The organism is Bradyrhizobium sp. SZCCHNR1053 (genome assembly GCF_032381235.1).
Lineage (GTDB): Bacteria > Pseudomonadota > Alphaproteobacteria > Rhizobiales > Xanthobacteraceae > Bradyrhizobium.
Window position 1 is genome coordinate 618,730 of sequence record NZ_JAUHJM010000001.1, and the last position, 21,809, is coordinate 640,538.

22 protein-coding genes are annotated in these 21,809 nt (G+C 65.1%); all 22 read right to left on the reverse strand.

Features of this window, described 5'->3' with window-relative positions; all coding sequences use genetic code 11:
• Positions 1-2: 2 nt before the first annotated feature.
• Positions 3-701, reverse strand: a complete 699-nt coding sequence (ureB, locus tag QX051_RS02915; protein WP_315774976.1) for an urease subunit beta — start codon at positions 699-701, stop codon at positions 3-5.
• Between the two features lie 11 nt (positions 702-712).
• Positions 713-1,381 (reverse strand): urease accessory protein UreF, encoded by a 669-nt coding sequence (locus QX051_RS02920; RefSeq protein WP_315770815.1) that lies wholly within the window; start codon positions 1,379-1,381, stop codon positions 713-715.
• Positions 1,374-1,823 (reverse strand): urease accessory protein UreE, encoded by a 450-nt coding sequence (gene ureE, locus QX051_RS02925; RefSeq protein ID WP_315770816.1) that lies wholly within the window; start codon positions 1,821-1,823, stop codon positions 1,374-1,376. The genes QX051_RS02920 and ureE overlap by 8 nt, the downstream gene beginning before the upstream one ends.
• A gap of 220 nt (positions 1,824-2,043) precedes the next feature.
• Positions 2,044-2,346 (reverse strand): putative quinol monooxygenase, encoded by a 303-nt coding sequence (locus QX051_RS02930; protein WP_315770817.1) that lies wholly within the window; start codon positions 2,344-2,346, stop codon positions 2,044-2,046.
• Positions 2,346-3,860: an amidase gene (locus tag QX051_RS02935; protein WP_315774977.1), complete on the reverse strand. Its 1,515-nt coding sequence runs from the start codon at positions 3,858-3,860 to the stop codon at positions 2,346-2,348. The genes QX051_RS02930 and QX051_RS02935 overlap by 1 nt, the downstream gene beginning before the upstream one ends.
• Before the next feature lie 83 nt (positions 3,861-3,943).
• Complete coding sequence (locus QX051_RS02940; protein ID WP_315774978.1) at positions 3,944-4,645, reverse strand: ABC transporter ATP-binding protein; 702 nt, start codon at positions 4,643-4,645, stop codon at positions 3,944-3,946.
• Positions 4,642-5,370 carry an ATP-binding cassette domain-containing protein gene (locus tag QX051_RS02945; RefSeq protein ID WP_315774979.1) on the reverse strand — a complete coding sequence of 243 codons (729 nt, stop codon included), beginning with the start codon at positions 5,368-5,370 and terminating at the stop codon, positions 4,642-4,644. Before QX051_RS02945 ends, QX051_RS02940 begins: the two co-directional genes overlap by 4 nt.
• A gap of 1 nt (position 5,371) precedes the next feature.
• Positions 5,372-6,424 carry a branched-chain amino acid ABC transporter permease gene (locus QX051_RS02950; RefSeq protein WP_315774980.1) on the reverse strand — a complete coding sequence of 351 codons (1,053 nt, stop codon included), beginning with the start codon at positions 6,422-6,424 and terminating at the stop codon, positions 5,372-5,374.
• Positions 6,424-7,290, reverse strand: a complete 867-nt coding sequence (locus QX051_RS02955) for an ABC transporter permease subunit (protein WP_315774982.1) — start codon at positions 7,288-7,290, stop codon at positions 6,424-6,426. The genes QX051_RS02950 and QX051_RS02955 overlap by 1 nt, the downstream gene beginning before the upstream one ends.
• Positions 7,291-7,355: 65 nt before the next feature.
• On the reverse strand, positions 7,356-8,594 hold the full coding sequence (locus tag QX051_RS02960) for an ABC transporter substrate-binding protein (protein WP_315774984.1): 1,239 nt from the start codon (positions 8,592-8,594) through the stop codon (positions 7,356-7,358).
• A 99-nt stretch (positions 8,595-8,693) separates the two neighbouring features.
• Positions 8,694-9,743 carry a substrate-binding domain-containing protein gene (locus QX051_RS02965; protein WP_315774985.1) on the reverse strand — a complete coding sequence of 350 codons (1,050 nt, stop codon included), beginning with the start codon at positions 9,741-9,743 and terminating at the stop codon, positions 8,694-8,696.
• Between the two features lie 199 nt (positions 9,744-9,942).
• The gene (locus tag QX051_RS02970; protein ID WP_315738175.1) at positions 9,943-10,419 is read right to left on the reverse strand and encodes a GNAT family N-acetyltransferase; all 477 of its coding nucleotides are present in this window, start codon (positions 10,417-10,419) and stop codon (positions 9,943-9,945) included.
• A 46-nt stretch (positions 10,420-10,465) separates the two neighbouring features.
• Positions 10,466-11,182 (reverse strand): tetratricopeptide repeat protein, encoded by a 717-nt coding sequence (locus QX051_RS02975; RefSeq protein WP_409997702.1) that lies wholly within the window; start codon positions 11,180-11,182, stop codon positions 10,466-10,468.
• Between the two features lie 103 nt (positions 11,183-11,285).
• Positions 11,286-13,010, reverse strand: coding sequence for a dihydroxy-acid dehydratase (gene ilvD, locus QX051_RS02980; protein WP_315774988.1), 1,725 nt, complete (start codon positions 13,008-13,010; stop codon positions 11,286-11,288).
• A gap of 234 nt (positions 13,011-13,244) precedes the next feature.
• Positions 13,245-14,216 carry a tripartite tricarboxylate transporter substrate binding protein BugD gene (locus QX051_RS02985; protein ID WP_315774989.1) on the reverse strand — a complete coding sequence of 324 codons (972 nt, stop codon included), beginning with the start codon at positions 14,214-14,216 and terminating at the stop codon, positions 13,245-13,247.
• A gap of 91 nt (positions 14,217-14,307) precedes the next feature.
• Positions 14,308-15,549: a threonine synthase gene (locus QX051_RS02990; protein WP_315774992.1), complete on the reverse strand. Its 1,242-nt coding sequence runs from the start codon at positions 15,547-15,549 to the stop codon at positions 14,308-14,310.
• Positions 15,550-15,846: 297 nt separating this feature from the next.
• Positions 15,847-17,268, reverse strand: a complete 1,422-nt coding sequence (lpdA, locus tag QX051_RS02995; protein ID WP_315774993.1) for a dihydrolipoyl dehydrogenase — start codon at positions 17,266-17,268, stop codon at positions 15,847-15,849.
• A 32-nt stretch (positions 17,269-17,300) separates the two neighbouring features.
• Positions 17,301-17,540 carry a hypothetical protein gene (locus QX051_RS03000; RefSeq protein ID WP_315756683.1) on the reverse strand — a complete coding sequence of 80 codons (240 nt, stop codon included), beginning with the start codon at positions 17,538-17,540 and terminating at the stop codon, positions 17,301-17,303.
• 39 nt (positions 17,541-17,579) lie between these two features.
• Entirely contained in the window at positions 17,580-18,935 is a 1,356-nt protein-coding gene (locus tag QX051_RS03005; protein ID WP_315774994.1) for a pyruvate dehydrogenase complex dihydrolipoamide acetyltransferase, read from the reverse strand.
• Between the two features lie 2 nt (positions 18,936-18,937).
• The gene (locus QX051_RS03010) at positions 18,938-19,243 is read right to left on the reverse strand and encodes a DUF5076 domain-containing protein (protein WP_015666657.1); all 306 of its coding nucleotides are present in this window, start codon (positions 19,241-19,243) and stop codon (positions 18,938-18,940) included.
• 12 nt (positions 19,244-19,255) lie between these two features.
• Entirely contained in the window at positions 19,256-20,653 is a 1,398-nt protein-coding gene (locus QX051_RS03015) for a pyruvate dehydrogenase complex E1 component subunit beta (RefSeq protein WP_315774995.1), read from the reverse strand.
• A gap of 29 nt (positions 20,654-20,682) precedes the next feature.
• Positions 20,683-21,705, reverse strand: a complete 1,023-nt coding sequence (pdhA, locus tag QX051_RS03020) for a pyruvate dehydrogenase (acetyl-transferring) E1 component subunit alpha (RefSeq protein ID WP_315756686.1) — start codon at positions 21,703-21,705, stop codon at positions 20,683-20,685.
• Positions 21,706-21,809: the final 104 nt, after the last annotated feature.

Sequence of the window (21,809 nt, forward strand, 5' to 3'; positions counted from 1 at the left end):
TCTCAGGCTCCCAGGTAGCCGCGCGACTGCGCGAGCTTCAACGCGGCTTCGCGCGCGCCGGCTGCATCGAGTGGGCCGTTGACGAGGCCGGCCTGGCCGCGCACGATCCGGTCGCCGGTGATCGGCACCAGCCGCACCGACTTGGTGACACCCGGCTCGAAGCGGACGCCGAGTCCCGCAGGACGATCGATCTTCATGCCCCAGGCCGCGGCGCGGTCGAACAACAGCGCGCGATTGACCTCGAAGAAATGGGTGTGGCTGCGCACCTGGATGTCGCGGTCGCCGGTGTTGACGACGTCGAGCGTGACCGCCGGCAGCGTGGTGAACATTTCGATGTCGCCGGAGCCTTCGATGATCTCGCCTGGCACGATGTCATCGGCGACGGCGCCCTCCGCCGGCTGGATCGGCTCGAACAGCGCCATCACCTTGGTGCCCTCGGCGAACATCAGCTCGACATACAGCATCGGAATCATCTGGGCGACGCCGGGCTCGACGTCGTCGGTCGTGAGCAGCCGCCCCGCCATGTCACGGATCTCGGCATAGGGCAGATTGCGGCGCGCCGCGGTCATCACTTCGTCGGTGATGTAGGCCACCGCCTCGGGATGGCTAAGCCTGATGCCGAGCAAGCGATTGCGCCGTGCCATCTGCGCGGCGTTGAAGATCTCGAGACGATCCATCTCGGTCGGCGACAGGTTCATCATGGCGCAACCTCTCAGGTCGTGAACATGCGCACGTGCCGCAGCGGACCGCGCGACACGGCGATGTCGATGAAGGGCGTGAAGCTCGATGGCATGGCGTCGTCGTCGGGTGTATCAGCCAGCAAATCGGAGAGCAGCGCGCGGGCGCGCGCGAGGCTGCGTTGAGATTCGATGTGGCCGATCAGGCCGAGCCGCACGGCGGCGCTGACGAGACCGGTGATGAGCGTCCAGCCGGAGACGAGCTCGGCGGCGGCAAGGCCGAGACCGGCATCGCGGCCGGTGATGGCCTGCACGACAGGCAGATGGCCGAGACGCACATCGGTCGAGACCTGGGCGCGATAGGCGACCGACAAGGGACCGGCGAGCTTGACCCAGACGCCGAGCAGCGCCCTGCCCGCGCGCCGCGAGCCGTCGCGCATCTCGGCCGACGGTGTGGTCGCCTCCGCGAGGCGATCCACGGCGGCGATGTCGTTCGCATGCCATGCTCTTCGCAGCAGGATGCGATCCATGCTTGCCCAGCGCTGCGCAAGGTGATCGGCAATGACGTCGTCGAGATCATCGCGATCGGACAACAGGCCGTCGGCGGCGAGGCCTTCGATGCCCCAGGAGAACGCAAAGCCGCCGGCAGGAAAAGCGCTGTCGCCGAGCTGCAGCAGCACGAGCGCCTCGCCGCGGTCAAACATGATCGCGCTCCACGACCTCGCCGGCATCGAGCAGCGGCTGTACGCGGGCGCGATAGGTGTCGAGCGGGGCATCGAGCAGCACGATCAGATGATCGTCTTCGAAGCGAACCCGCCAATGCAGGTTGCCGGCGTGCCAGCCGAGCTTGAGCGCGCTGGCCGGATCGCGCGGCGTGAGGTGCCAGACCCTCTGCTCGCCGAAACGGGCGATGATGGCGCGATCGGATTCGAGATAGAGCAGCGCGCCGTCGACCAGTTCCTCGTCACGATCGAGGCTGACGGCACAGTCGGTTCCGCGATCGGTCGTCAGCCGGAAGCGCTTGCGGCCGGCATCGGCCGGCGGCACGAACAACAGCTCGATGCCGCCGCGGTGCTCCAGCGCGTGCAGCCGGCCGGCATAGGCCTTGTCTTCGGCGCGTCCTAGGATGCCGTGAAGACGCAGCATCGGCGTAGGTCCTCCTTATTCGTCAGTTCTCGGCATTGGGGCCTCATGGTTCGAGACGCCCGCCAAGTGGCGGGCTCCTCACCATGAGGGTTGAGAGTTTCGCGGTGGGTTAGCTTCGCTGTGAGTTTTCTCCCGCCACAGCCACCGTCCTCGTCCTGAGGAGCCCGCCGCAAGGCGGGCGTCTCGAAGGACGATTGGTTTGCTCAAGTACCTCCGCGCCCTACCGCAGCGTCGCCGAGACCTCCTGCGAGGTCACGAGAATGACCTCGCCGTCGAGGATCGGCTTGGCGATGCCGAAGAAGGTCGCCACCGCGGCGGAGCCGTTGTGGCGGTCCATCGCGGCCTTGTCGGCGAAGCGCTCGTAGGTCGTGAACAGACCGGGCTCGGTCTCGCTCTGCGAGATGAAGAACCCGATCGTCTCCGGCTCGCTCTCCGCGACATGGGCCGCGACGGCGACGAGAGCGTCGCGCATCGTGGCCTCGTGTCCCGCCTTGGCCCTGATGACCGCGGTGATGGTGATCATCAGAAGGTCTTCCAGTCGCCGTCGGCCTCGAACGCGCTCGCCGCCTGGTAGATCGTGGACTCGCCATAGTCCTTGCCGATCAGCATCAGGCCGACCGGCAGGCCGTCCGACAAGCCGCACGGCAAGGTCATCGCCGGATGACCTGTGACGTCGAACGGGCTCGTCGTCGCGGTCATCTCGAAGGCGCGCTGCACGACCTCGGCGAGCGGCGCATCCTTGGCCGGGATCGGCGTCGCGACGCAGGGCAAGGTCGGCATCAGCAACAGGTCATAGGAGCCGAACATGGCATCATAGGCCGCCTTGGCCTGGATCGCGATGTTGCGCGACTTCGCGTAGTAGCGGCCGCGATAGTGCTCGAGGCCCCACTGCCCGACCAGCATGGTCAACTTCAAAGTCACCGACAGATCGTCGGCGCGCGTGCGCCAGCCGGAATGCGCGTCGAGCAGACCGACGTCGTAGAGCCCCTTCCAGTTGAAGCCCATGCCATTGCCGAGCATCATCTGCACCAGGAAGCCTTCGAGCGTGATCGGATTCCACGCCGCCAGCGCATGCATGTGTTCGGGGATCGAGACCTCGGACACCGAGGCGCCGAGCTTGGCGAAGCGCTCCGCGCCGGCCTTGACCTTGGAGATCACGCCCTCTTCCATGTTCGGCGCGCTGAAACCTTCCTTGAGCACGCCGATCTTGAGCCCCTTGACGCCCTTGCCGAGCGACTCGGTGTAGGCTGAAACCTTGGGCGCATATTGCCGGGGATCGAGCCCGTCGGCACCGGCCAGCACTTCGAGCAGCAGCGCATTGTCGGCCACCGACTTGGTCATCGGCCCGGTATGGTCGATCGTCGACTCGATCGGCATCACGCCGGTGTAGGGCACGAGGCCGTGGGTCGCCTTCATGCCGTAGATGCCGCAATACGACGCGGGGATACGGATCGAGCCGCCCTGGTCGCCGCCGATCGACATATCGACCTCGCCCGCCGCCACCAGCGCCGCGCTGCCCGACGACGAGCCGCCGGCCGAATAGCCCATCTTCCAGGGATTGTGCACCGGCGCGGGATTGGAAGTGTGGCTGCCGCCGGACAGGCAGAAGTGCTCGCACACGGCCTTGCCGACGATGGTGCCGCCGGCATCGAGGATGCGGGCGACGATGGTGGCATCGGCGGCGGGAATGAACCCCTCAAGCGTGGTCGAGCCGTTCATCATGGGAACGCCGGCGAGCGCGACGTTGTCCTTGAGCACAACGGTGCGGCCTGCGAGCTTGCCGCCCGATGCGCCCTTGACCTCGGTCTTGATCGCCCAGGCGTTGTACTTGTTCTCCTTCGCCGGCGGCTTGGCGCCGGGCGTGCGCGGATATTTCACCGGCGGCAGCGGGTTCGGCAGCTCATCGATGATGTCGTACTGATCGAACATGCCGCCCATCAGCGACAGATATTCGGCGGCCTCCTCGACCGTCATGTTCATGTGCAGGCTGGCGGCGAGATCGGCGACTTCCTCGGCATTCGGGCGTTTGATGGACATGAGTCATCCTTTCTTGTGAGGACAAGCTGGGCAGAGACAGCAAATTGTCAGTTCAATGGGCCGGCGCAGCGCGCCGGTAGATTCTAGCTCGGGACCATCTGAGCTTCCCGGGCCAGCAGAGTCTCACGGTCGAGCTCCTCGGTGATGCGCCCCTTCTGGATGTGCAGGATGCGATCCGACAACGACGTGATGAATTCGAGGTTCTGCTCGACCACGATCAAAGACATCTTCCAGCGCATCTTCAGCGCCAGCAGGGTCTCGATGATCTCCTCGATGATCGACGGCTGGATACCCTCGGTCGGTTCGTCCAGCAGGATCAGCCTCGGCTTGGTGCAGAGGCAGCGCGCCAGCGCCAGCAATTGCTGCTCCCCGCCGGACAGCGCGCCGCCGCGACGATCGAGCAGCCGGACCAGCCGCGGGAAATCCTGGAGCACGGCATCAATGACGCTGCGATCTTCCTTGGGCGCGGATGCGAGGCCCATGCGCAGATTTTCCATGACCGACAGGTCCGGGAAGATCTCGCGGCCCTGGGGCACAAGGCCGATGCCGAGCCGCGAGCGCTCATGCGGCTTCAGATGCGTGATGGTCTTGCCGGCGAACACGACCGAGCCGTCGGTGGTCGGCAGATGCCCCATCAGCGTGCGCAGCGCGGTGGTCTTGCCCATGCCGTTGTGACCGAGAATGCCGAGATACTCGCCATCGGCCACCGTCATGTCGATGCCGAATAGGATCGGGATCCGGCCGTAGCCGGATTTGAGCCCCTTGACCTCGAGGAGCGTGCTCATGCGGCCACCTTCTTGCCGAGATAGACGTCGCGCACGCGCTGGTCGGCGAGCACCTTGTCGACGGTGTCCTCGACCAGCACGCGGCCCTGGTGGAACACGGTCACGCGCTTGGCGATCTGCTTGATGAACTCCATGTCGTGCTCGACCACGACAATGGCGCGGGTCTGGTTGATCTCGCGGATGATCGCCGCGGTGTGGAAGGTCTCTTCGTCGGTCATGCCCGCCGCGGGCTCGTCGAGCAGGATCAGCTCAGGCTCGGCGGCGAGCACCATGCCGATCTCGACCCATTGCCGCTGGCCGTGCGACAGGGTGGCGACGATGTTGTCGGCGTAGTCCGTCAGCCGGATCATCTCGAGCACGGCATTGACCGCCGGACCCTGCTGGCGCGGCGTCGCCTTGCGGCGCACCGCCATCCAGATGTTCTCGCGCACCGACAGGCCGTTGAACACATTCGGGACCTGGGTCTTGATGCCGATGCCCATGCGCGCGATCTCGTGCGACAGCTTGCCCGCGATCGGCATGCCGCGGAATGCGATGCTGCCCGAAGTCGGCACCAGTTGTCCGGTCAACGTCTTGAAGAACGTGCTCTTGCCGGCGCCGTTCGGGCCAATCAGGCAGCGCAGCTCCATCTCCTGAAGCGTGAAGGTGATGTCGTCATTGGCGACCACGCCGCCGAAGCGCATCGTCAGGTGCTCGGCCTTGAGCAGAGGAACCAGGTCCGCCATGTCATTCGGCTCCTGCGGGATGCGGCGCCGCCGCTGGCTGCATCGGGGGACCGTCGGTCTTCTTCCTGCCCGGCATCAGCCGCATCACGAGATCGCGGGCGGTCGGCACCATGCCCTTCGGCAACAGCAGCACGAAGATCACCAGCACGCCGCCGAGCACGAGGTTGGAGTTCAAGAGCTGCTGCGAGCCGATATAGGCGACGATGTATTCGATCACGACGCAGCCGATGATCGGACCGAGCAAGGTGCCGAGACCGCCGACCGTGATCCAGATGATGATCTCGGCCGACAGCGACAGGCTGAAGATGGTGGGGCTGACAAAGGCGCCCCAGTTGACGTAGAGCGCGCCGGCAAGACCGGCGATCGCGCCGCCGAGGATGAAGGTCAGGCACTTCACGAGCCGCGGGTCATAGCCGAGCAGCGAGGCCCGCACCTCGTTCTCACGCACCGCGACGATGATGCGTCCGGCCGGCAGCGCCAGCAGCAGACGCAGCAGCAGGAACACGCCGAGCAGCACATAGGCCGTGGTCCACCATGACTGCTCCGGCGACAGCACGGTCGACGGATCGAACGGCATATTGAACGTCGGCACCGCCGGCATGCCGTTGAAGCCGCCGAGCAGCGCCTTGCCGATCTTGTAGGCATCGCCCGAGGTCGAGTTGACCGAGTTGAACAGGATCAGGGTGACCGTGAGCGTGATGACGCCGAGATAGACGTCGGAGATGCGGCCGAAGAAGATGAAGTAGCCGAGGATCGCTGCGAACAGCGCCGGAATCACGATGGCCAGCAGGATCGCAGGCGTCGAATCCTGGAAATTGATGGCCGCGATGGCATAGGCATAGCCGCCGAGCCCGAAGAACGCGGTCTGCCCGAACGACAGGATGCCGCCATAGCCCCAGATGAAGGCGAGGCTCAGCGCCAGCACCGACATCGCGGCAAACAGCGTCAGCTGCATCAGGGCGAACAGCTCGATCACGCTCGGCACGATCGCAATCGCTACGATGGCAAGGACGATCGCACCCATCTGGCCCGCAAGACGGGAGTGCTTGGGCATCACAGGTTCCCCTTGAAGAAGCGCCCGGAGATGCCCTGCGGCAGCAAGCGGATCAGCACGATCGCGGTGGTGAAGACGATGACCTCGCCATAGACAGGCGTGGTGACGTAGGCGCCGATCTGGTTGACCGAGCCGAACAGGCTTGCCGCGGACAGCGTGCCGGAGAGGATCGCCGCGCCGCCCCCGACCACGGTCATGAAGGCTTTTGCGACATAGGCCCCGCCCATCACCGGGGTGATGCCTGACACCGGCGCCAGCAGGCCGCCGGCGAGGCCCGTCACGGCCGCACCGAGCGCGAAGGTGCTCATGTAGACGCGGGCCGGATTGACCCCGAGCGTGGCCGCCATCGCCGGGTTCTGCATCGTCGCCCGCGCCACCAGGCCGAAGCGGGTGTAGCGCATCACGCCGTAGATGATCGCCATCATGACGGCCGCCATCAACGCAAGGAACAGCGTGTAGTAGCTCGACTGGTAGGATCCGATCGAGAAGCCGCCGAGCGGCGTCGGCACGCCCTGCTGGGTGTTGCCATAGATCGTCGTGATGATCCCGATGATCAGGAGGCTGAGGCCCCAGGTCGCGAGCATCGAATCGACGAGGCGGCCATAGAGAAAGCGGATCAGGCAGCGCTCGATGACGAGGCCGACGATGCCGACGAACAACGGCGCGATGATCAGCATCGCGATCCAGATGTTCACCCCGGCATTGGCGGAGATCACCGTCGCATAGGCCCCCAACATGATGAACTCGCCATGGGCGAGATTGATGATCTTCATCATGCCGAAGATGATCGCCAGTCCCAGGCACAGCAGGAACAGCGAGGAGATTCCATTGAGGACGTCGAGCGCGAGGATGACGTAGATCGCCATGCGTCAGGTCTTTCAGGGCAGTCCAATGAAACCGGGTCCCGCCGGATGGCGGGACCCGGCAAGCGTCAGAGATTGATGATGTACTGCTTGACGTCGTTCGGGTTCTTGACGAGGTCGCAGACACCAGCGGTGTCGGCCGGCTTGGCGTCGGTGTAGGTTTCCAGCACCGACCATTTGCGTTCCTTCACCTCGGCAAGGAACGCATTGCGGACCGTGTGATGCGTCGGCTTGTCCAGCGAGACCTTGCCGCTGGGACCATCGAAGACGAGGCCGCTTTCGAGCGCCTCGATCACCTTCATCCGGTCGATGCTGCCGGCCTTCTTGACGCCTTCGGCCCAGAGCATCACCCCTTCATAGGTGCACGAGGCGAGCTCGCTGATATAAGGCGAATCCGGATGCGCCTTCTTGATCTTCTCGACGAAGCTCTTGGAGGCCGGCGTGGTGAGTTCCTCGAAATAGCCGTAGGCGCCGATGATGGCGTCGCTCTCGGCGGCATCGAGCGTCGAGGGCTCGTTGACGAGGCCGAAGGTGGTCGAGGCGATCGGGATCTTCCCCTTCATGCCGGCCGCGGTCCACTGCCGGTAGAACGCCGTGTGGTTGCCGCCGACCAGCGCCGACAGGATGAGGTCGGGCTTGGCCGCCTGGATCTTCGAGATGGTGGAGCCGAAATTGGTGACGTCGAGCGGGAAAAAGTCGGTCGAGAGGATCTCGCCGCCATTGTCCTTGCAGTATTTGGTCATCCACTTCGCGGTAATCTGACCGTAATTGTAGTCGGCCGCGATGATGTAGGCCTTCTTGCCGGACTTCTTCATCGCGCTCGGCACAAGCTTCTCCACCGTCTGCGCCGGCGTCGTGCCGGTGCAGAAGGTGTTGCGGTCGCAGACGCCGCCTTCGTACAACGTGTTGTAGAAATACAGCACCTTGAAGCGGTCGAAGGTCGGCCGGATCGCCTCGCGCGAGGCCGAGGTGATTCCGCCGTGAACGACGTCGACCTTGTCCTTCACCGCCAGTTGCTGGGCGTATTGCGAGTACATCTGGATGTTGGACTGGGTGTCGTAGTGGATCACCTTCAAGGGACGTCCGAGCAGGCCGCCCGCGGCGTTGATCTCCTCAACAGCAAGCTGCAGCGCATAGACCATCGGCGCGCCGGAGGTGCCGATGGGACCGGACTGGTCGTGCAGGCTGCCGACCGTGATCGGGTTCTCGGCCGCGAGCGCACCCGAGCGCAGCACGGCGGGTGCCGCGATCAATGTCGAGGTCGCGATGGCCGAGCGTTGCAGGAAACGACGTCGGGAGAGAGTCATAAAGGTCCCCATGGGTTGATGATGCCGGTTCATGATCCGCGATAAGTTTAAAATGACAATATTTGAAAAGGCAAGTGTTTTTAGGAAGCGCCCTGCGCGCTAGCGCGACGCGACGACCGCGAAGTCGTAGCCGTCCAGCTCGGCGAGATGGATCGGGTGGCGTCCGCCAACCACCGGCTGCGCCTCGTTGCCGCGCGCCGTGCGCCGCTGCAGCGTGCGTCCGTAGAAGCGCCTGAGGTTGCGGGCGTCGAAGCTCTCGGCGCGCTCGATCAGCGCGGCGAGCGCGTGAATCCCTTCGTAGCAGGATTCGCCGTAGCCGTTGGGCGGCGGCGGATTGTCGCCGAATGCCGTGTAGTAGCGCTCGAGGAACGCGCCGTTGTTGCGCGACCGCAGCGAGGCGAAATAGCTCGACGCCACGTAGACGTTCTCGGTCTCGCCGCTGTCGAGTCCGTAAACGATGGTCTCGTCGAAGGCGGACGAGAATCGCAGAACGTGGCGGCTGAGGCCGGCGGCGCAGAAGGCGCGGCTGAAGGCGATGCAGTCGAAGCCGAGAAAGACCGGCAGCACCACGTCGCTGCGCGTCGTCTTGATGCGGTCGAGCATCTCGTCGAAATCGTGGACGCCGACCGGCACGTAGCATTCGCCGGTCACGGTCCCGCCGAAGCGCGCAATCAGACGCCTGGCGATCTGCAGCGACGAGCGCGGCCAGATGTAGTCGTTGCCGCAGAGGAAGAACCGCCTGGCGCGCTTGACCTCGGAGAGCCACTGCACCGCCGGCCCCAGCAATTCGCCGGCGGTCTCGCCCGTGGTCATCACGTCGCTGTTCGCCGACAGGCCTTCGAACTGGGGCGTGTAGACGAACGGCACGCGGCCGCGCGCGGCTTGCGCGACAGGATCGCGCGCGTAGCTCGGCATCATGCCGACGAGGCCGTCGACGGCGAGTTCGTCGACCGCCTCGACCGCAGCCCGGCCCGCGCTGGCGGCGGTCGCGCCGGCGTCGATGACGATCAGCTCGACCTGTCGGCGGCGGATGCCGGCGGCCTGGTTCAGCTCGGTCACGGCCAGCCGCCCGCAGGCTTCGGCGGAGGGCGCCCACAACCCTGCCGAGCCGCGCTGAGGAATGATCAGGCCGATCCGAACGCTGCGCAAACGTGCCGCCTCTGCTGTTGCAGAGGAATTGCACTCACGAATCGTGCCAAGCGCGTTTTGGCGTCATCGGGGTCGTTCGTGTACCAAAGATCGCCGATTTTGGTTCTGGAACCTGACGCTGGTCAAAACACCGGCGCGTCATCGCCCACTCCTTGGGCAGCCGCTGCCGTGGCCTTGATGTCTCACCGTGGCCCGCGACTCACGGCGCGGTGGCGAGCGTCTTGCTCATTGGATAGGAGGCCGCGGTGCCGAACTTGCCGGCGGGCACGCCGACATCGGCGTAGCCGCGGGCAAGATAGAATCGGTGCGCCGTTTCGGTGCTGAGCAGCGCGACGTCGCGGGCGCCCAGTGCCATCGCCCGGCGCTCCAGCTCCGCCAACAGCGCCGAACTGATTCCACGAAAGCGCGCCTGCGGCGACACGTAGTTGGCCGTGATCTCGCCGGGGTGCGCGAGCCCGCCGACGGCGAGAATCGCCCCCTCCTCGACCGCCACCAACAGCGACCGGCCTTGCCCGTCGGCCCAGGTCGCGACGTTGTCCGGCGTCTTGTTGGCGAGCCAGCGGCCAAGGATGTCGGGATCGCCGCGGTGATCAGCCACGCACAGTTGGATGATGGATGCCCGCAGCATCTCGCAGGCCGCCGTTGCGTCTTCCGGTGTCGCATCGCGAATGACCATTCAATCCCTCTCTCGAACGGAGGGAACGCGACGCATTCCGCTCCTGCTACTCGCGCTTGCCCTGCACCCAGCTTTCGAGCATCTGCAGCGCCGAGGCGCGGTCATCGTCGGAGGCCTTGGCGAAGGCGCGGTTGTAGCTCTCCTTGATCCAGGCTTCGTCCGCACCGGCGCTGTCGCGCGCCAAGGTGAGCCACATCAGGCCGCGCGCCGGCTGGCGCGGCAGCCGGTCGCCGTTGAACAGCATCTGGCCGAGCAGCGCCTGGGCCTGATGCTGGCCCTTCTGCGCGGCGAGGCCAAGCCAGCGCGCGCCATAGCGGAAGTCGTCGCGCGAGGCATCCGCCGTCTTCAGGTACATCCGCGCCAGGTCGTATTGGGCGTCGGCATTGCCGAAGTAGGACGCCGCATAGGAGAACATCTCCCGCGCGCGATCCGGATCCGCCTTCACCTTCGTGTTGGGGATGCCGCTCAGGTAATAGCGGCCAAGCGCGACGAAGGCGTTGGCGACGATCTGCGCCTGCGGCGCCGACGGACTGTCCTCCGCATGCGCATTGGCGATGCGGCTGAAATAGTCGAAGGCGCGCATGTCATCCCGCGCAACGCCATCGCCAGCCGCATACATGCGGCCGAGCTTGAACTGCGCAACCGGGTGACCTTCCTCCGCCGCGTATTGCAGCGCCGTCAGCGACTGCGTGGGCGACGTGGAGGACGTGGTCGCAGGCAACGCCTTGCGCAGCGCGCCGGCGCCGGCCTGAGCTCCAGCCACGGGGATCGCCGGCTCCTGGTTGACCGGAGCGCCATCGAACGCGAACGATGACGTCGGCAACGCGAGCGGGGCAACCCCCAGCATCAATGCGAAAATGATCCGATCAGATGTCCGCATAGCAATACTTCTCTTGCGCACCACCTGGGTGAGTCACGGCGCCCGCCACGGCCGGCCCCACCTGCTGGGCATATTTCCAAAGTGCACCTGACGTGTGATGCGTCTCACGCGGCGTCCACTTGGTCTTGCGTGTCGCCAGCTCGGCATCGCTCAACTTCACGTTAAGGATACCCGCCTCGGCGTCGATCTCGATGATGTCGCCATCCTCGACCAGAGCGATCGTTCCGCCGACCGCCGCCTCTGGTCCGATGTGGCCGATGCAGAAGCCGCGGGTCGCGCCCGAGAACCGGCCATCGGTGATGAGCGCGATCTTGCCGCCCATGCCCTGCCCGGTCAGCGCCGCCGTCGTCTGCAGCATTTCCCGCATGCCCGGACCGCCGCGCGGCCCCTCGTAGCGAATGACGATCACCTCGCCTTCGCGATAGGTGCGCTTCTGGACGGCGTCAAAGGCGTCCTCTTCCCGATCAAAGCAGCGGGCCGGCCCAGAGAATTTCAAGTTCGACATGCCCGCGACTTTCACGATCGCGCCCTCCGGCGCGAGATTGCCTTTCAGACCGACGACACCCCCGGTTGCAGTGATCGGCTGGTCGGCCGGCCTCACCACGTCCTGGTGCGGATTCCACTTCACGCCTTTGAGGTTTTCGGCGATCGTCCGGCCGGTGACTGTGAGGCAGTCGCCGTTCAAATAGCCATGGTCGAGCAACGTCTTCATCAAGAGCGGAATGCCACCAGCCTCGAACATGTCTTTGGCGACATAGCGGCCACCCGGCTTCAAATCCGCGATATAAGGTGTCTTTTTGAAGATTTCGGCGACGTCGAATAAGTCGAATTTGATGCCCGCCTCGTGCGCAATCGCAGGTAGATGCAGCGCAGCATTGGTCGACCCGCCGGACGCCGCCACAACCGCAGCGGCATTCTCCAGGGATTTTCGCGTGACGATGTCGCGCGGGCGGATATTGGCGGCGATCAGCTCCATGACCTGTTCGCCAGCCGTCATGCAGAACGAATCGCGGATTTCGTAAGGCGCCGGGGCGCCGGCCGAATAAGGCAGCGCCAGCCCGATCGCCTCGGAGACCGTCGCCATCGTATTGGCCGTGAACTGGGCGCCGCAGGCGCCGGCGGATGGACAGGCGACGCGCTCGAGCTCGTCGAGGTCCTCGTCCGACATCGCACCCACCGAATGCTTGCCGACGGCCTCGAACATGTCCTGCACCGTGACCTGCTGGCCGCGAAAATTGCCCGGCAGAATCGAGCCGCCATAGATGAAGATCGAAGGCACGTTGAGCCGGACCATCGCCATCATCATGCCCGGCAGCGATTTGTCGCAGCCGGCGAGCCCGACCAGCGCATCGTAGGAATGGCCGCGAATCGTCAGCTCGACGGAATCGGCGATCGCCTCGCGCGACGGCAGCGACGAGCGCATGCCGTCATGGCCCATCGCGATGCCGTCGGTCACGGTGATGGTGCAGAATTCGCGCGGCGTGCCGCCCGCATGCGCCACGCCCTTCTTGACCGCCTGGGCCTGCCGCATCAGCGCGATGTTGCAGGGCGCGGCCTCGTTCCAGCACGAGGCGACGCCGACGAAGGGCTGGTGGATCTGGGCCGTGGTCAGGCCCATCGCGTAGAGGTAGGACCGATGCGGCGCACGCTCGGGCCCTTCCGTCACATGACGGCTGGGCAGCCTGCGCTTGATGTCGGTCTTCGCGTCCATCGCTGTTCTGGCCTCCCGGTGCTGAGGAGAACGCTAAAATCCTAGAAATGGATTTTCGGCAGCCTCACACGCACTGGTTATGTTCTGATCAAAGTATTTCACGACCAGGTGTGGCTAAAAAGCGGCGCGTTTGCGGAGCGCCGGAGATTGTTACCAAAACTTCGTAAACTGTGGCGACGTCGCAACATTCGTGGCCGACACGCAACCATCCGCGGTTAGCATGGAGAGCGAAAGCTACTCGGGCACCACCCCGGAGGCTCGGATCATCGGCCACCATTTATGGATCTCGGCGCGCTGCAGGGTTCCAAGGGCGGCCGGACTGCGCTGGTCCGCCGCCGGCATCTGCAACCCCAGGTTTTTCAACTGATTTTTCACATCCGGCTCATCCAGCGCAGCCACGGCGGCCGCATTGAGCGTGTCGACGATCTCCTTGCTGACGCCCTTCGGGAGCCAGAGTCCAGACCACAGGGTCATGTGGAAGCCCGGCAGGCCGGCTTCATCGGTGGTCGGGATCTCGGGCGCGGAATCGAGGCGCTTGGCGTCCGTGACGGCGTAGGCGCGGATCGTGCCGGCGCGGACCTGGTTGATGGCATTGGAGGTCTGGTCGACGATCAGATCGATCTGGCCGGCGACGAGATCGTTCATCGCCGGCCCCGTGCCGCGATAGGGCACGTATTGCAGCTTGAGGCCGGTGACCTGCTCGAAATAGAGGCCTGCGATGTGGCTGCCGGAGCCGTTGCCCGCCGTGCCGGCCGATACGGGGTTCGGCTGCGACTTCACCCAGGCGAGAAACTCCGGCAGCGTTTTGGCCGGGATGTTGTTCCTGCTGACGATGATCATCGGATTGCTCGGCAGCAGCACGACCGGCTCGAGATCGGCCTCGAGGTCATAGCCGAGCCGGTAGACGGCGCCGTTCGCGACGTGGGTGCCGAGATGGCCGAAGCTCACGGTGTAGCCGTCGGGCTTCGAGCGCACCGCGCGTCCCACGCCGATCGAGCCGCCCGCGCCCGTCACGTTCTCGACCAGCACGGGCTGGCCGAGCGTCCGTTTCATGTGCTCGGCGAGGATGCGCATCATCGCATCCGATGGGCCGCCGGCGGCGAACGGCACGATCACGGTGATCGCGCGCGAGGGGTAGGTGTCGGCGCGCGCTGGCACCGCCAGAGCCAGGCACGCAAACAGCACGGCGCAAAGAGCTCGTCGCATCACGTCCTCCCTTGTGTCGCACGCGCCGGTCACAGACGCGAATGCGTCTGCGCCGGAGCATATGCTCGAGGCCGCGGTGCTGTTTTGTTAGTTAGAACTGCCCGAAGTCGATCGGCTGGTGACGATCGAGCGTCCGGGTGACCGGCGGCAGCGGATATTTAAGTCCTGTCGCGCAATTGAACAGCATGACGCGATCGTTTTTCGTCACGCGTCCGTCGGCCAGGCTCTGCTTGTAGGCGGCATAGGTCGCCGCGCCTTCCGGGCACAACAGCAGCCCCTCCTCGCGCGCGACTTCGCTGAGCGCAGATGAAATCTTCTCGTCATCGACCGCGATGGCGAAACCTTTGCTCTCGCGGACGGCGCGCAGGATAAGGAAATCACCGACCGCCTGGGGCACACGGATGCCGGACGCGATGGTGTGGGCATCCTCCCAGCGCGTCGCATGCTCGACGCCCTGCTCGAAGGCGCGCACCATCGGCGCGCAGCCGGAGGCCTGCACCGCCACCATGCGCGGGCGCTTCGCGCCGATGAATCCAATTCTCTCCAATTCGTCGAACGCCTTCCACATGCCGATCAGGCCGGTGCCGCCGCCGGTCGGATAGAAGATCACGTCGGGCACGTCCCAGCCGAGCTGCTCGGCGAGCTCCAGGCCCATCGTCTTCTTGCCCTCGATGCGATAGGGCTCCTTCAGGGTCGAGGTATCGAACCAGCCGACCTTGGCCTTGCCCTCGCCGACGATCTTGCCGCAATCATCGATCAGGCCGTTGACGCGATAGACGGTGGCGCCCTGCAGCTCGATCTCGCTGACATTCACCTCGGGCGTATCGGCCGGACAGAAGATCGTGGTCTTGATGCCGCAGGAAGTCGCGTAGGCCGCGAGCGCCGCGCCGGCATTTCCGTTGGTCGGCATCGCCATGTGGGTGATGCCGAGCGCCTTGCCCATCGACACCGCCATGACCAGGCCGCGCGCCTTGAACGAGCCGGTCGGCAGCCGACCTTCGTCTTTCACAATGATCTCGCCGCCGCCGAGCTTCTTCGACAGCTTCGGCAGATTGATCAGCGGCGTCATCACCTCGCCAAGGCTGACGATGTCCCGGCACTTGCGCACCGGCAGCAGCTCGCGATAGCGCCACATGTCGGCGGGCCGCTGCGCCAGCGCGTCCTTGGTCAGCGCCTGCTTCACACCGGCGAGATCGTAGCGCACCAGCAGCGGCTTGCCGGCCTTGGACAGGTTGTGGACCTGATCCGCCGGATAGTGGTCGCCGACCATCGCGCATTCGAGATGGGTGACGAAGGTCGGACGCTCGGTGGTGAGGTTGTCGCTGGATTTCACGGATCGTGGCCTCTCAGTTAATTCTGACTTCAACTCACGCCTCAATGAAACTGGCGTTTGAGCCAGGACACACGCTGTCGCGCTTCGGTTTCGGCTGTGTCCGCGGAATCGTAGATTCCACAATCAGGACCTGGCGGTCCCCACCCTTCCTCGTCGCCGTAGGTAAACTGCCAGGCATCCTGACGCCATTGCCTACGATAAGTATAGTGGCCATCAGCACGCTGCAAAATCAGCACGCGCTCATTTCCGTCAGGACTCTCGAGAGTCTTGATGCCGATGCTCCTACCTCGTCGCAACCTACATATTCAACACACGCCCGTAGGCGTCGAGCACGGCTTCCTTCATCATCTCCGACAGCGTCGGGTGCGGGAACACCGTGTGCATCAGCTCTTCCTCTGTCGTTTCGAGGTTCATCGCCACGACATAGCCCTGGATCAGCTCGGTGACCTCGGCGCCGACCATGTGGGCGCCGATCAGCTGTCCCGTCTTCTTGTCGAAGATCACCTTGACGAGACCCTGGTCCTCGCCGAGCGCGATCGCCTTGCCATTGCCGACGAAGGGGAAGCGGCCGACGCGGATGTCGCGGCCCTGCTCCTTGGCCTTGGCCTCGGTGAGCCCGACGGAGGCGACCTGCGGATGGCAATAGGTGCAGCCGGGAATGAGGTTCTTGTCCATCGGGTGCGGATGCAGGCCTTTGATCGCCTCGATGCAGACCACGCCCTCGTGCTCGGCCTTGTGCGCCAGCATCGGCGGACCGGCGACGTCGCCGATCGCGTAGAGGCCGGGCACATTGGTCTTGCCGTAGCCATCGATGACGATGCAGCCGCGATCGGTCTTCACGCCCAGCTTCTCGAGCCCGAGATTCTCGATGTTGCCGACAACGCCGACCGCCGAGATCACGCGATCGAACTCGACCGACTCGGTCTTGCCCTTGCCGTCGTCGATCGTCGCCACCACGCTGTCGCTCTTCTTGTCGAGCTTGGTGACCTTGGCCCCGGTCATGATCTTGAGGCCCTGCTTCTCCAGCTGCTTGCGCGCGATGCCAGCGATCTCGGCGTCCTCCACGGGGAGGATCTGCGGCAGCACCTCGACCACGGTGACCTCGGAGCCCATGGTGCGGAAGAACGAGGCGAACTCGATGCCGATCGCGCCGGAGCCGACCACCAGCAGCGACTTCGGCATCTTGTCCGGCACCATCGCCTCGAAATAGGTCCAGACCAGCTTCTTGTCCGGCTCGAGGCCCGGCAGCACGCGCGGCCGCGCGCCGGTCGCGACGATGATATGCTTGGCCTGATAGGTCCCCTCGCCCAGCGCGCCCTTGGGCGCCTCGACATCCGACTTGGTCACCGTGATCTTGCCGGGTGCATCGATCGCGGCGCGCCCCCAGATCACCTGGACCTTGTTCTTCTTCATCAGGAAGCCGACGCCGTCGTTCAGCCGCTTGGAGACGCCGCGCGAGCGCTGCACCACCGCTTTCGGATCGTAGGAGATCTTCTCGGCAGAGAGGCCGTAATCCTTGGCGTGCTGCATGTAGTGATAGATCTCGGCCGAGCGTAAGAGCGCCTTGGTCGGGATGCAGCCCCAGTTCAGGCAGATACCACCGAGGTAGGATTTCTCGATGATCGCGGTCTTGAACCCGAGTTGGGCTGCGCGGATCGCGGCGACGTAGCCGCCCGGGCCGGAGCCGATGATGATGACGTCGAAGGATGTGTCGGCCATTACGGCTCCCATTCAACTGAAGCAGTTGGAAATCAGATGGTCGTGGTGCTGCCGACGGAACGTCGCCAGATCAAGGCTCGAACAATTGCCTCCAGCAGCATCAGCACAGCGCAGATCGCGAATCCGGCGAGCACGATTGGCGCCCAGATGCCGCGCGACAGCGCCTCGCCGGAGAAGAAAGCAGAATGGATGACGTCGATCCCGAGCGGGTTGGCGAGCAGCGCGACGCTTACCAGTGCCGTGATCCAGGGCCACCGCGTTCTGATCCGCATGCGCTGGCCCCGTTTGCCATCCCGCTCCGGAAAGCAACATCACACCATCATCATCACGGGATTCTCGATCAGCTGCTTGAACGCGCCGATCAGCTCGGCGCCGAGCGCGCCATCGATGGCGCGGTGGTCGCACGACAGGGTCACACTCATCATGCTGGCGATCTCGATCTTGCCGTTGCGCACCACGGGCCGCTCCTCCGAGGTGCCGACCGCGAGGATCGTCGCATGCGGCGGGTTGATCACCGCCGTGAAGTGATTAATGCCGTACATGCCGAGGTTGGACACGGCGGTGGTGCCGCCCTGATACTCCTCCGGCTTCAGCTTGCGCGAGCGGGCACGCGCGGCGAAGTCCTTCATCTCGCCCGAGATCGCCGACAGGGTCTTGGTCTCGGCCTTGCGGATGATCGGCGTGATCAGGCCGCCCGGCATCGCCACGGCGACGCCGACGTCGGAATGCTTGTGCTTGACCATGCCGCCTTCGGTCCAGCTGACATTGCAGTTCGGGATCTTCTGCAGCGCCACCGCCATCGCCTTGATGACGAAGTCGTTGACCGAGAGCTTGTAGAGCGGCTTCTTCTCCTTGTCCTTCGGCGCCGCCGCATTGATCTCCTCGCGCGCGGCCAAGAGCTTGCCGATGTCGCAGTCGATCGTCAGGTAGAAGTGCGGGACGTTCTGCACCGATGCGGTCAGGCGCTGCGCAATGGTGCGGCGCATGCCGTCATGCGGGATGACCTCGTAGGAGCCCGGCTCGAACAGCGCCAGGATCTGCTTGTCGGACATCGAGGGCGCGAGCGCGGGCGCCCCTGCAGCGGCGGGCGCTGCTGACGGCGCGGCCTTGAGGCCCTTGCCCGACTTCGCCTCCTCGACGTCGCGGGCGACGACGCGGCCATGCGGACCGGTGCCGGTGATGCGGGCGAGATCGATGCCGGCATCCTTGGCAAGCCGCCGTGCCAGCGGCGAGGAGAAGACGCGCGCGTGGCCGTTGACCTGGGGCGCAGCCGCAGACGCGGCTGGCGCAGGAGCCGCGGCCGGCTTGGGCGTGGGCGCAGCGGCAGGCGCAGGCGTGGCGGCAGGCGCCGCAGATGCCGTCGGCTTGGCTTCGGCCTTCGGAGCCGCTGCAGCCGGCGCGCTGCCGGCCGCCTTGACGTCCTCGCCCTCGCCGGCGAGCACCGCGATCACGTCGTTGACGGGCACATCCTGCGTGCCTTCCGGCACCAGGATCTTGGCGAGGGTGCCTTCGTCGACCGCCTCGACTTCCATCGTGGCCTTGTCGGTCTCGATCTCGGCGATGACCTCGCCGGACTTGACCTGGTCGCCTTCCTTCTTGAGCCAACGAGCAAGGTTGCCCTTCTCCATCGTCGGCGACAGCGCGGGCATGAGAATGTTGATCGGCATGATCAGTGACCTTGTTTCGACCTGGGGCTGGTGGTGCCGGTGTCGGTCGGCCGAGCCAGCTCGGCTTCGAACATCTCGACGATGCGCTGCAGCGCCTCGTCTTCGGAATAATCGCTCTCGCGCGCATAGGCGCGCGCAGCATGGCGGGCGACGTCGACCAGGAGCAGCCCCCACACGTCGGGCTCCTCGAAGGCGCGCTGGAAGGCGATCGAGAGCCCGCCATCGAGCACGAAGGCGCGCAACACTTCGGTGGCGTCCTCGCGGCCGATGACGTCCGGCGGCAATGGCTGCTCCTTGGGTCCGGCCATCTGGGCTTTCCCTTAGCGGTAGCAGACGGATTTGGCGGCCTGCACGACCTCCGCCGCCGACGGCAGCGCGAGCTTCTCGAGGTTGGCCGCATACGGCATCGGCACGTCCTTTCCGGACACGCGGACGACCGGCGCATCGAGATAGTCGAAGGCGTGCTCCATGATGCGTGCAGCGATCTCGGCACCAACGCCGCTCTGCGCCCAGCCCTCTTCCACCGTGACAGCGCGGCCGGTCTTCTTGACCGAGGCGATGATGGTGTCGGTATCCATCGGACGCAGGGTGCGCAGGTCGATCACCTCGGCCTCGATGCCCTCCTTGGCGAGCTCGTCGGCGGCCTTGAGCGCATAGGTCATGCCGTTCGACCACGCGATGATCGTCACGTCCTTTCCGGCGCGCGCGATGCGCGCCTTGCCGATCGGGATCACGTAGTCGTCGAGCTTCGGCACCTCGCCGGAATGACCGTACAGCACCTCGTTCTCGAGGAAGATCACCGGATTCGGATCGCGGATCGCGGCCTTCAACAGGCCCTTGGCATCGGCCGCAGAATACGGCGCGACAACCTTCAAGCCGGGCACGTGCGAGTACCAGGACGAGTAGTCCTGGCTGTGCTGGGCGGCAACGCGCGCCGCCGCGCCGTTCGGGCCGCGGAACACGATCGAGCAGCCCATCTGGCCACCGGACATGTAGAGCGTCTTGGCTGCGGAGTTGATGATCTGGTCGATCGCCTGCATGGCGAAGTTGAAGGTCATGAACTCGACGATCGGCTTGAGGCCAGCCATCGCCGCACCGACACCGATGCCGGCGAAGCCGTGCTCGGTGATCGGCGTGTCCATGACGCGGCGGGCGCCGAACTCCTGCAGCAGGCCCTGGGTGACCTTGTAGGCGCCCTGATATTCGGCGACCTCCTCGCCCATGATGAAGACGTCGCCGTCGCGGCGCATCTCCTCGGCCATCGCGTCGCGCAGCGCCTCGCGGATGGTCTGCGTGACCATCTCGGTGCCCGCGGGCACCTCGGGATCGGGCTGAGCGATGCTCTGCGGCGCAGCCACGCCGGTCGGCGCGGGCGCGGCCGGCGTGGCTGCGGCAGGCTCGGACGGCGGCGCCGATTGCGCAGCCTTCGTCTCGGCCGCAGGTGCTGCGGCCTTGCCGAGATCGGCCGCGGTCTCGCCGTCCGCGAGGATGGTCGCAATCGGCGTATTGACCGCGACGTCGGCGGTGCCTTCGGGGATCAGGATCTTGCCGAGCGTGCCCTCGTCGGTCGCCTCGACCTCCATCGTGGCCTTGTCGGTCTCGATCTCGGCGATCACGTCACCCGACTTGATCGCCTCGCCTTCCTTTTTCAGCCATTTGGAGAGATTGCCCTTCTCCATCGTGGGCGACAGCGCAGGCATCAAAACTTGAATTGGCATATCAGCTCCGGACAAAACAGCGTCTGCGCTTAACGGTAAACGTCGGTGTAGAGCTCGGCGACATCCGGCTCGGGATCGGCCTGGGCGAAATCGGCGGCCTCGTTGACGATCTTGCGCACGTCGGCATCGATCGCCTTGAGATCCTGCTCCGTGACCTTGGCCGCCAGCAGGCGGTTGCGCACCTGCTCGATCGGATCCTGGTCGTGACGCACCTTCTCGACTTCCTCGCGGGTACGATACTTGGCCGGGTCGGACATCGAGTGGCCGCGATAGCGATAGGTCTGCATTTCCAGAATGTACGGACCCTTGCCCTCGCGGCACCACGCGACGGCCTTCTCACCGGCAGCCTTCACGGCGCGGACGTCCATGCCGTCGACCTGCTCACCCGGGATGTTGAAGGAGATGCCGCGCTTGGAGAAGTCGGTCTGCGCCGAGGCGCGCGACACGGCCGTGCCCATCGCATAGCGGTTGTTCTCGATAACGTAGATCACCGGCAGCTTCCAGAGCTCCGCCATGTTGAAGCTCTCATAGACCTGCCCCTGATTTGCCGCGCCGTCGCCGAAATAGGCAATGCTGACCGAGTCGTTGCCGCGGTAGCGATTGGCGAGCGCGAGGCCGGTGCCGAGCGAGACCTGGGCACCGACGATGCCGTGGCCGCCGAAGAAATTCTTCTCCATGCTGAACATGTGCATGGAGCCGCCCTTGCCCTTGGAGTACCCACCGCGGCGCCCGGTGAGCTCGGCCATGACGCCCTTGGCATCCATCCCGGTCGCCAGCATGTGGCCATGATCGCGATAGCCGGTGATGACCTGATCGCCCGGCTTCAGCGCCATCTGCATGCCGACGACCACAGCCTCCTGCCCGATGTAGAGGTGACAGAAACCGCCGATCGCACCCATGCCATAAAGCTGACCCGCCTTCTCCTCAAAGCGACGGATCAGCAGCATGTCGCGCAGTGCAGCCAATTCCTGTTCTCTGGTGAATTCCGGCGGCGGGCCGTTGTCTCTGTCCTGCCCTTGTTCCTTTGCGGCGGTCTTCTTGGGTGCGGCCATGGCAATTCCGGATGAGAGAAAAAGTAGCTCTCTCTAGCTCAACTCCAAGGCACGTAAAAGGACTGCGTGAATTGCGGTTCATTTTGCTTTGCCGCACTGCAAAC

What these genes read in the sequence shown, in the direction of transcription:
- QX051_RS02945 (WP_315774979.1), bottom strand. Translation starts at nt 5,370, where the DNA reads ATGGCGGACCTGGTTCCTCTGCTCAAGGCCGAGCACCTGACGATGCGC.
- QX051_RS02935 (WP_315774977.1), bottom strand. Translation starts at nt 3,860, where the DNA reads ATGTCCATCAAACGCCCGAATGCCGAGGAAGTCGCCGATCTCGCCGCC.
- QX051_RS02940 (WP_315774978.1), bottom strand. Translation starts at nt 4,645, where the DNA reads ATGAGCACGCTCCTCGAGGTCAAGGGGCTCAAATCCGGCTACGGCCGG.
- QX051_RS02985 (WP_315774989.1), bottom strand. Translation starts at nt 14,216, where the DNA reads ATGCGACGAGCTCTTTGCGCCGTGCTGTTTGCGTGCCTGGCTCTGGCG.
- QX051_RS03010 (WP_015666657.1), bottom strand. Translation starts at nt 19,243, where the DNA reads ATGGCCGGACCCAAGGAGCAGCCATTGCCGCCGGACGTCATCGGCCGC.
- QX051_RS02970 (WP_315738175.1), bottom strand. Translation starts at nt 10,419, where the DNA reads ATGGTCATTCGCGATGCGACACCGGAAGACGCAACGGCGGCCTGCGAG.
- ureB (WP_315774976.1), bottom strand. Translation starts at nt 701, where the DNA reads ATGATGAACCTGTCGCCGACCGAGATGGATCGTCTCGAGATCTTCAAC.
- ilvD (WP_315774988.1), bottom strand. Translation starts at nt 13,010, where the DNA reads ATGGACGCGAAGACCGACATCAAGCGCAGGCTGCCCAGCCGTCATGTG.
- pdhA (WP_315756686.1), bottom strand. Translation starts at nt 21,705, where the DNA reads ATGGCCGCACCCAAGAAGACCGCCGCAAAGGAACAAGGGCAGGACAGA.
- QX051_RS02930 (WP_315770817.1), bottom strand. Translation starts at nt 2,346, where the DNA reads ATGATCACCATCACCGCGGTCATCAGGGCCAAGGCGGGACACGAGGCC.
- QX051_RS02955 (WP_315774982.1), bottom strand. Translation starts at nt 7,290, where the DNA reads ATGGCGATCTACGTCATCCTCGCGCTCGACGTCCTCAATGGAATCTCC.
- QX051_RS02920 (WP_315770815.1), bottom strand. Translation starts at nt 1,381, where the DNA reads ATGTTTGACCGCGGCGAGGCGCTCGTGCTGCTGCAGCTCGGCGACAGC.
- QX051_RS02950 (WP_315774980.1), bottom strand. Translation starts at nt 6,424, where the DNA reads ATGCCCAAGCACTCCCGTCTTGCGGGCCAGATGGGTGCGATCGTCCTT.
- QX051_RS03000 (WP_315756683.1), bottom strand. Translation starts at nt 17,540, where the DNA reads ATGCGGATCAGAACGCGGTGGCCCTGGATCACGGCACTGGTAAGCGTC.
- lpdA (WP_315774993.1), bottom strand. Translation starts at nt 17,268, where the DNA reads ATGGCCGACACATCCTTCGACGTCATCATCATCGGCTCCGGCCCGGGC.
- QX051_RS03005 (WP_315774994.1), bottom strand. Translation starts at nt 18,935, where the DNA reads ATGCCGATCAACATTCTCATGCCCGCGCTGTCGCCGACGATGGAGAAG.
- ureE (WP_315770816.1), bottom strand. Translation starts at nt 1,823, where the DNA reads ATGCTGCGTCTTCACGGCATCCTAGGACGCGCCGAAGACAAGGCCTAT.
- QX051_RS03015 (WP_315774995.1), bottom strand. Translation starts at nt 20,653, where the DNA reads ATGCCAATTCAAGTTTTGATGCCTGCGCTGTCGCCCACGATGGAGAAG.
- QX051_RS02960 (WP_315774984.1), bottom strand. Translation starts at nt 8,594, where the DNA reads ATGACTCTCTCCCGACGTCGTTTCCTGCAACGCTCGGCCATCGCGACC.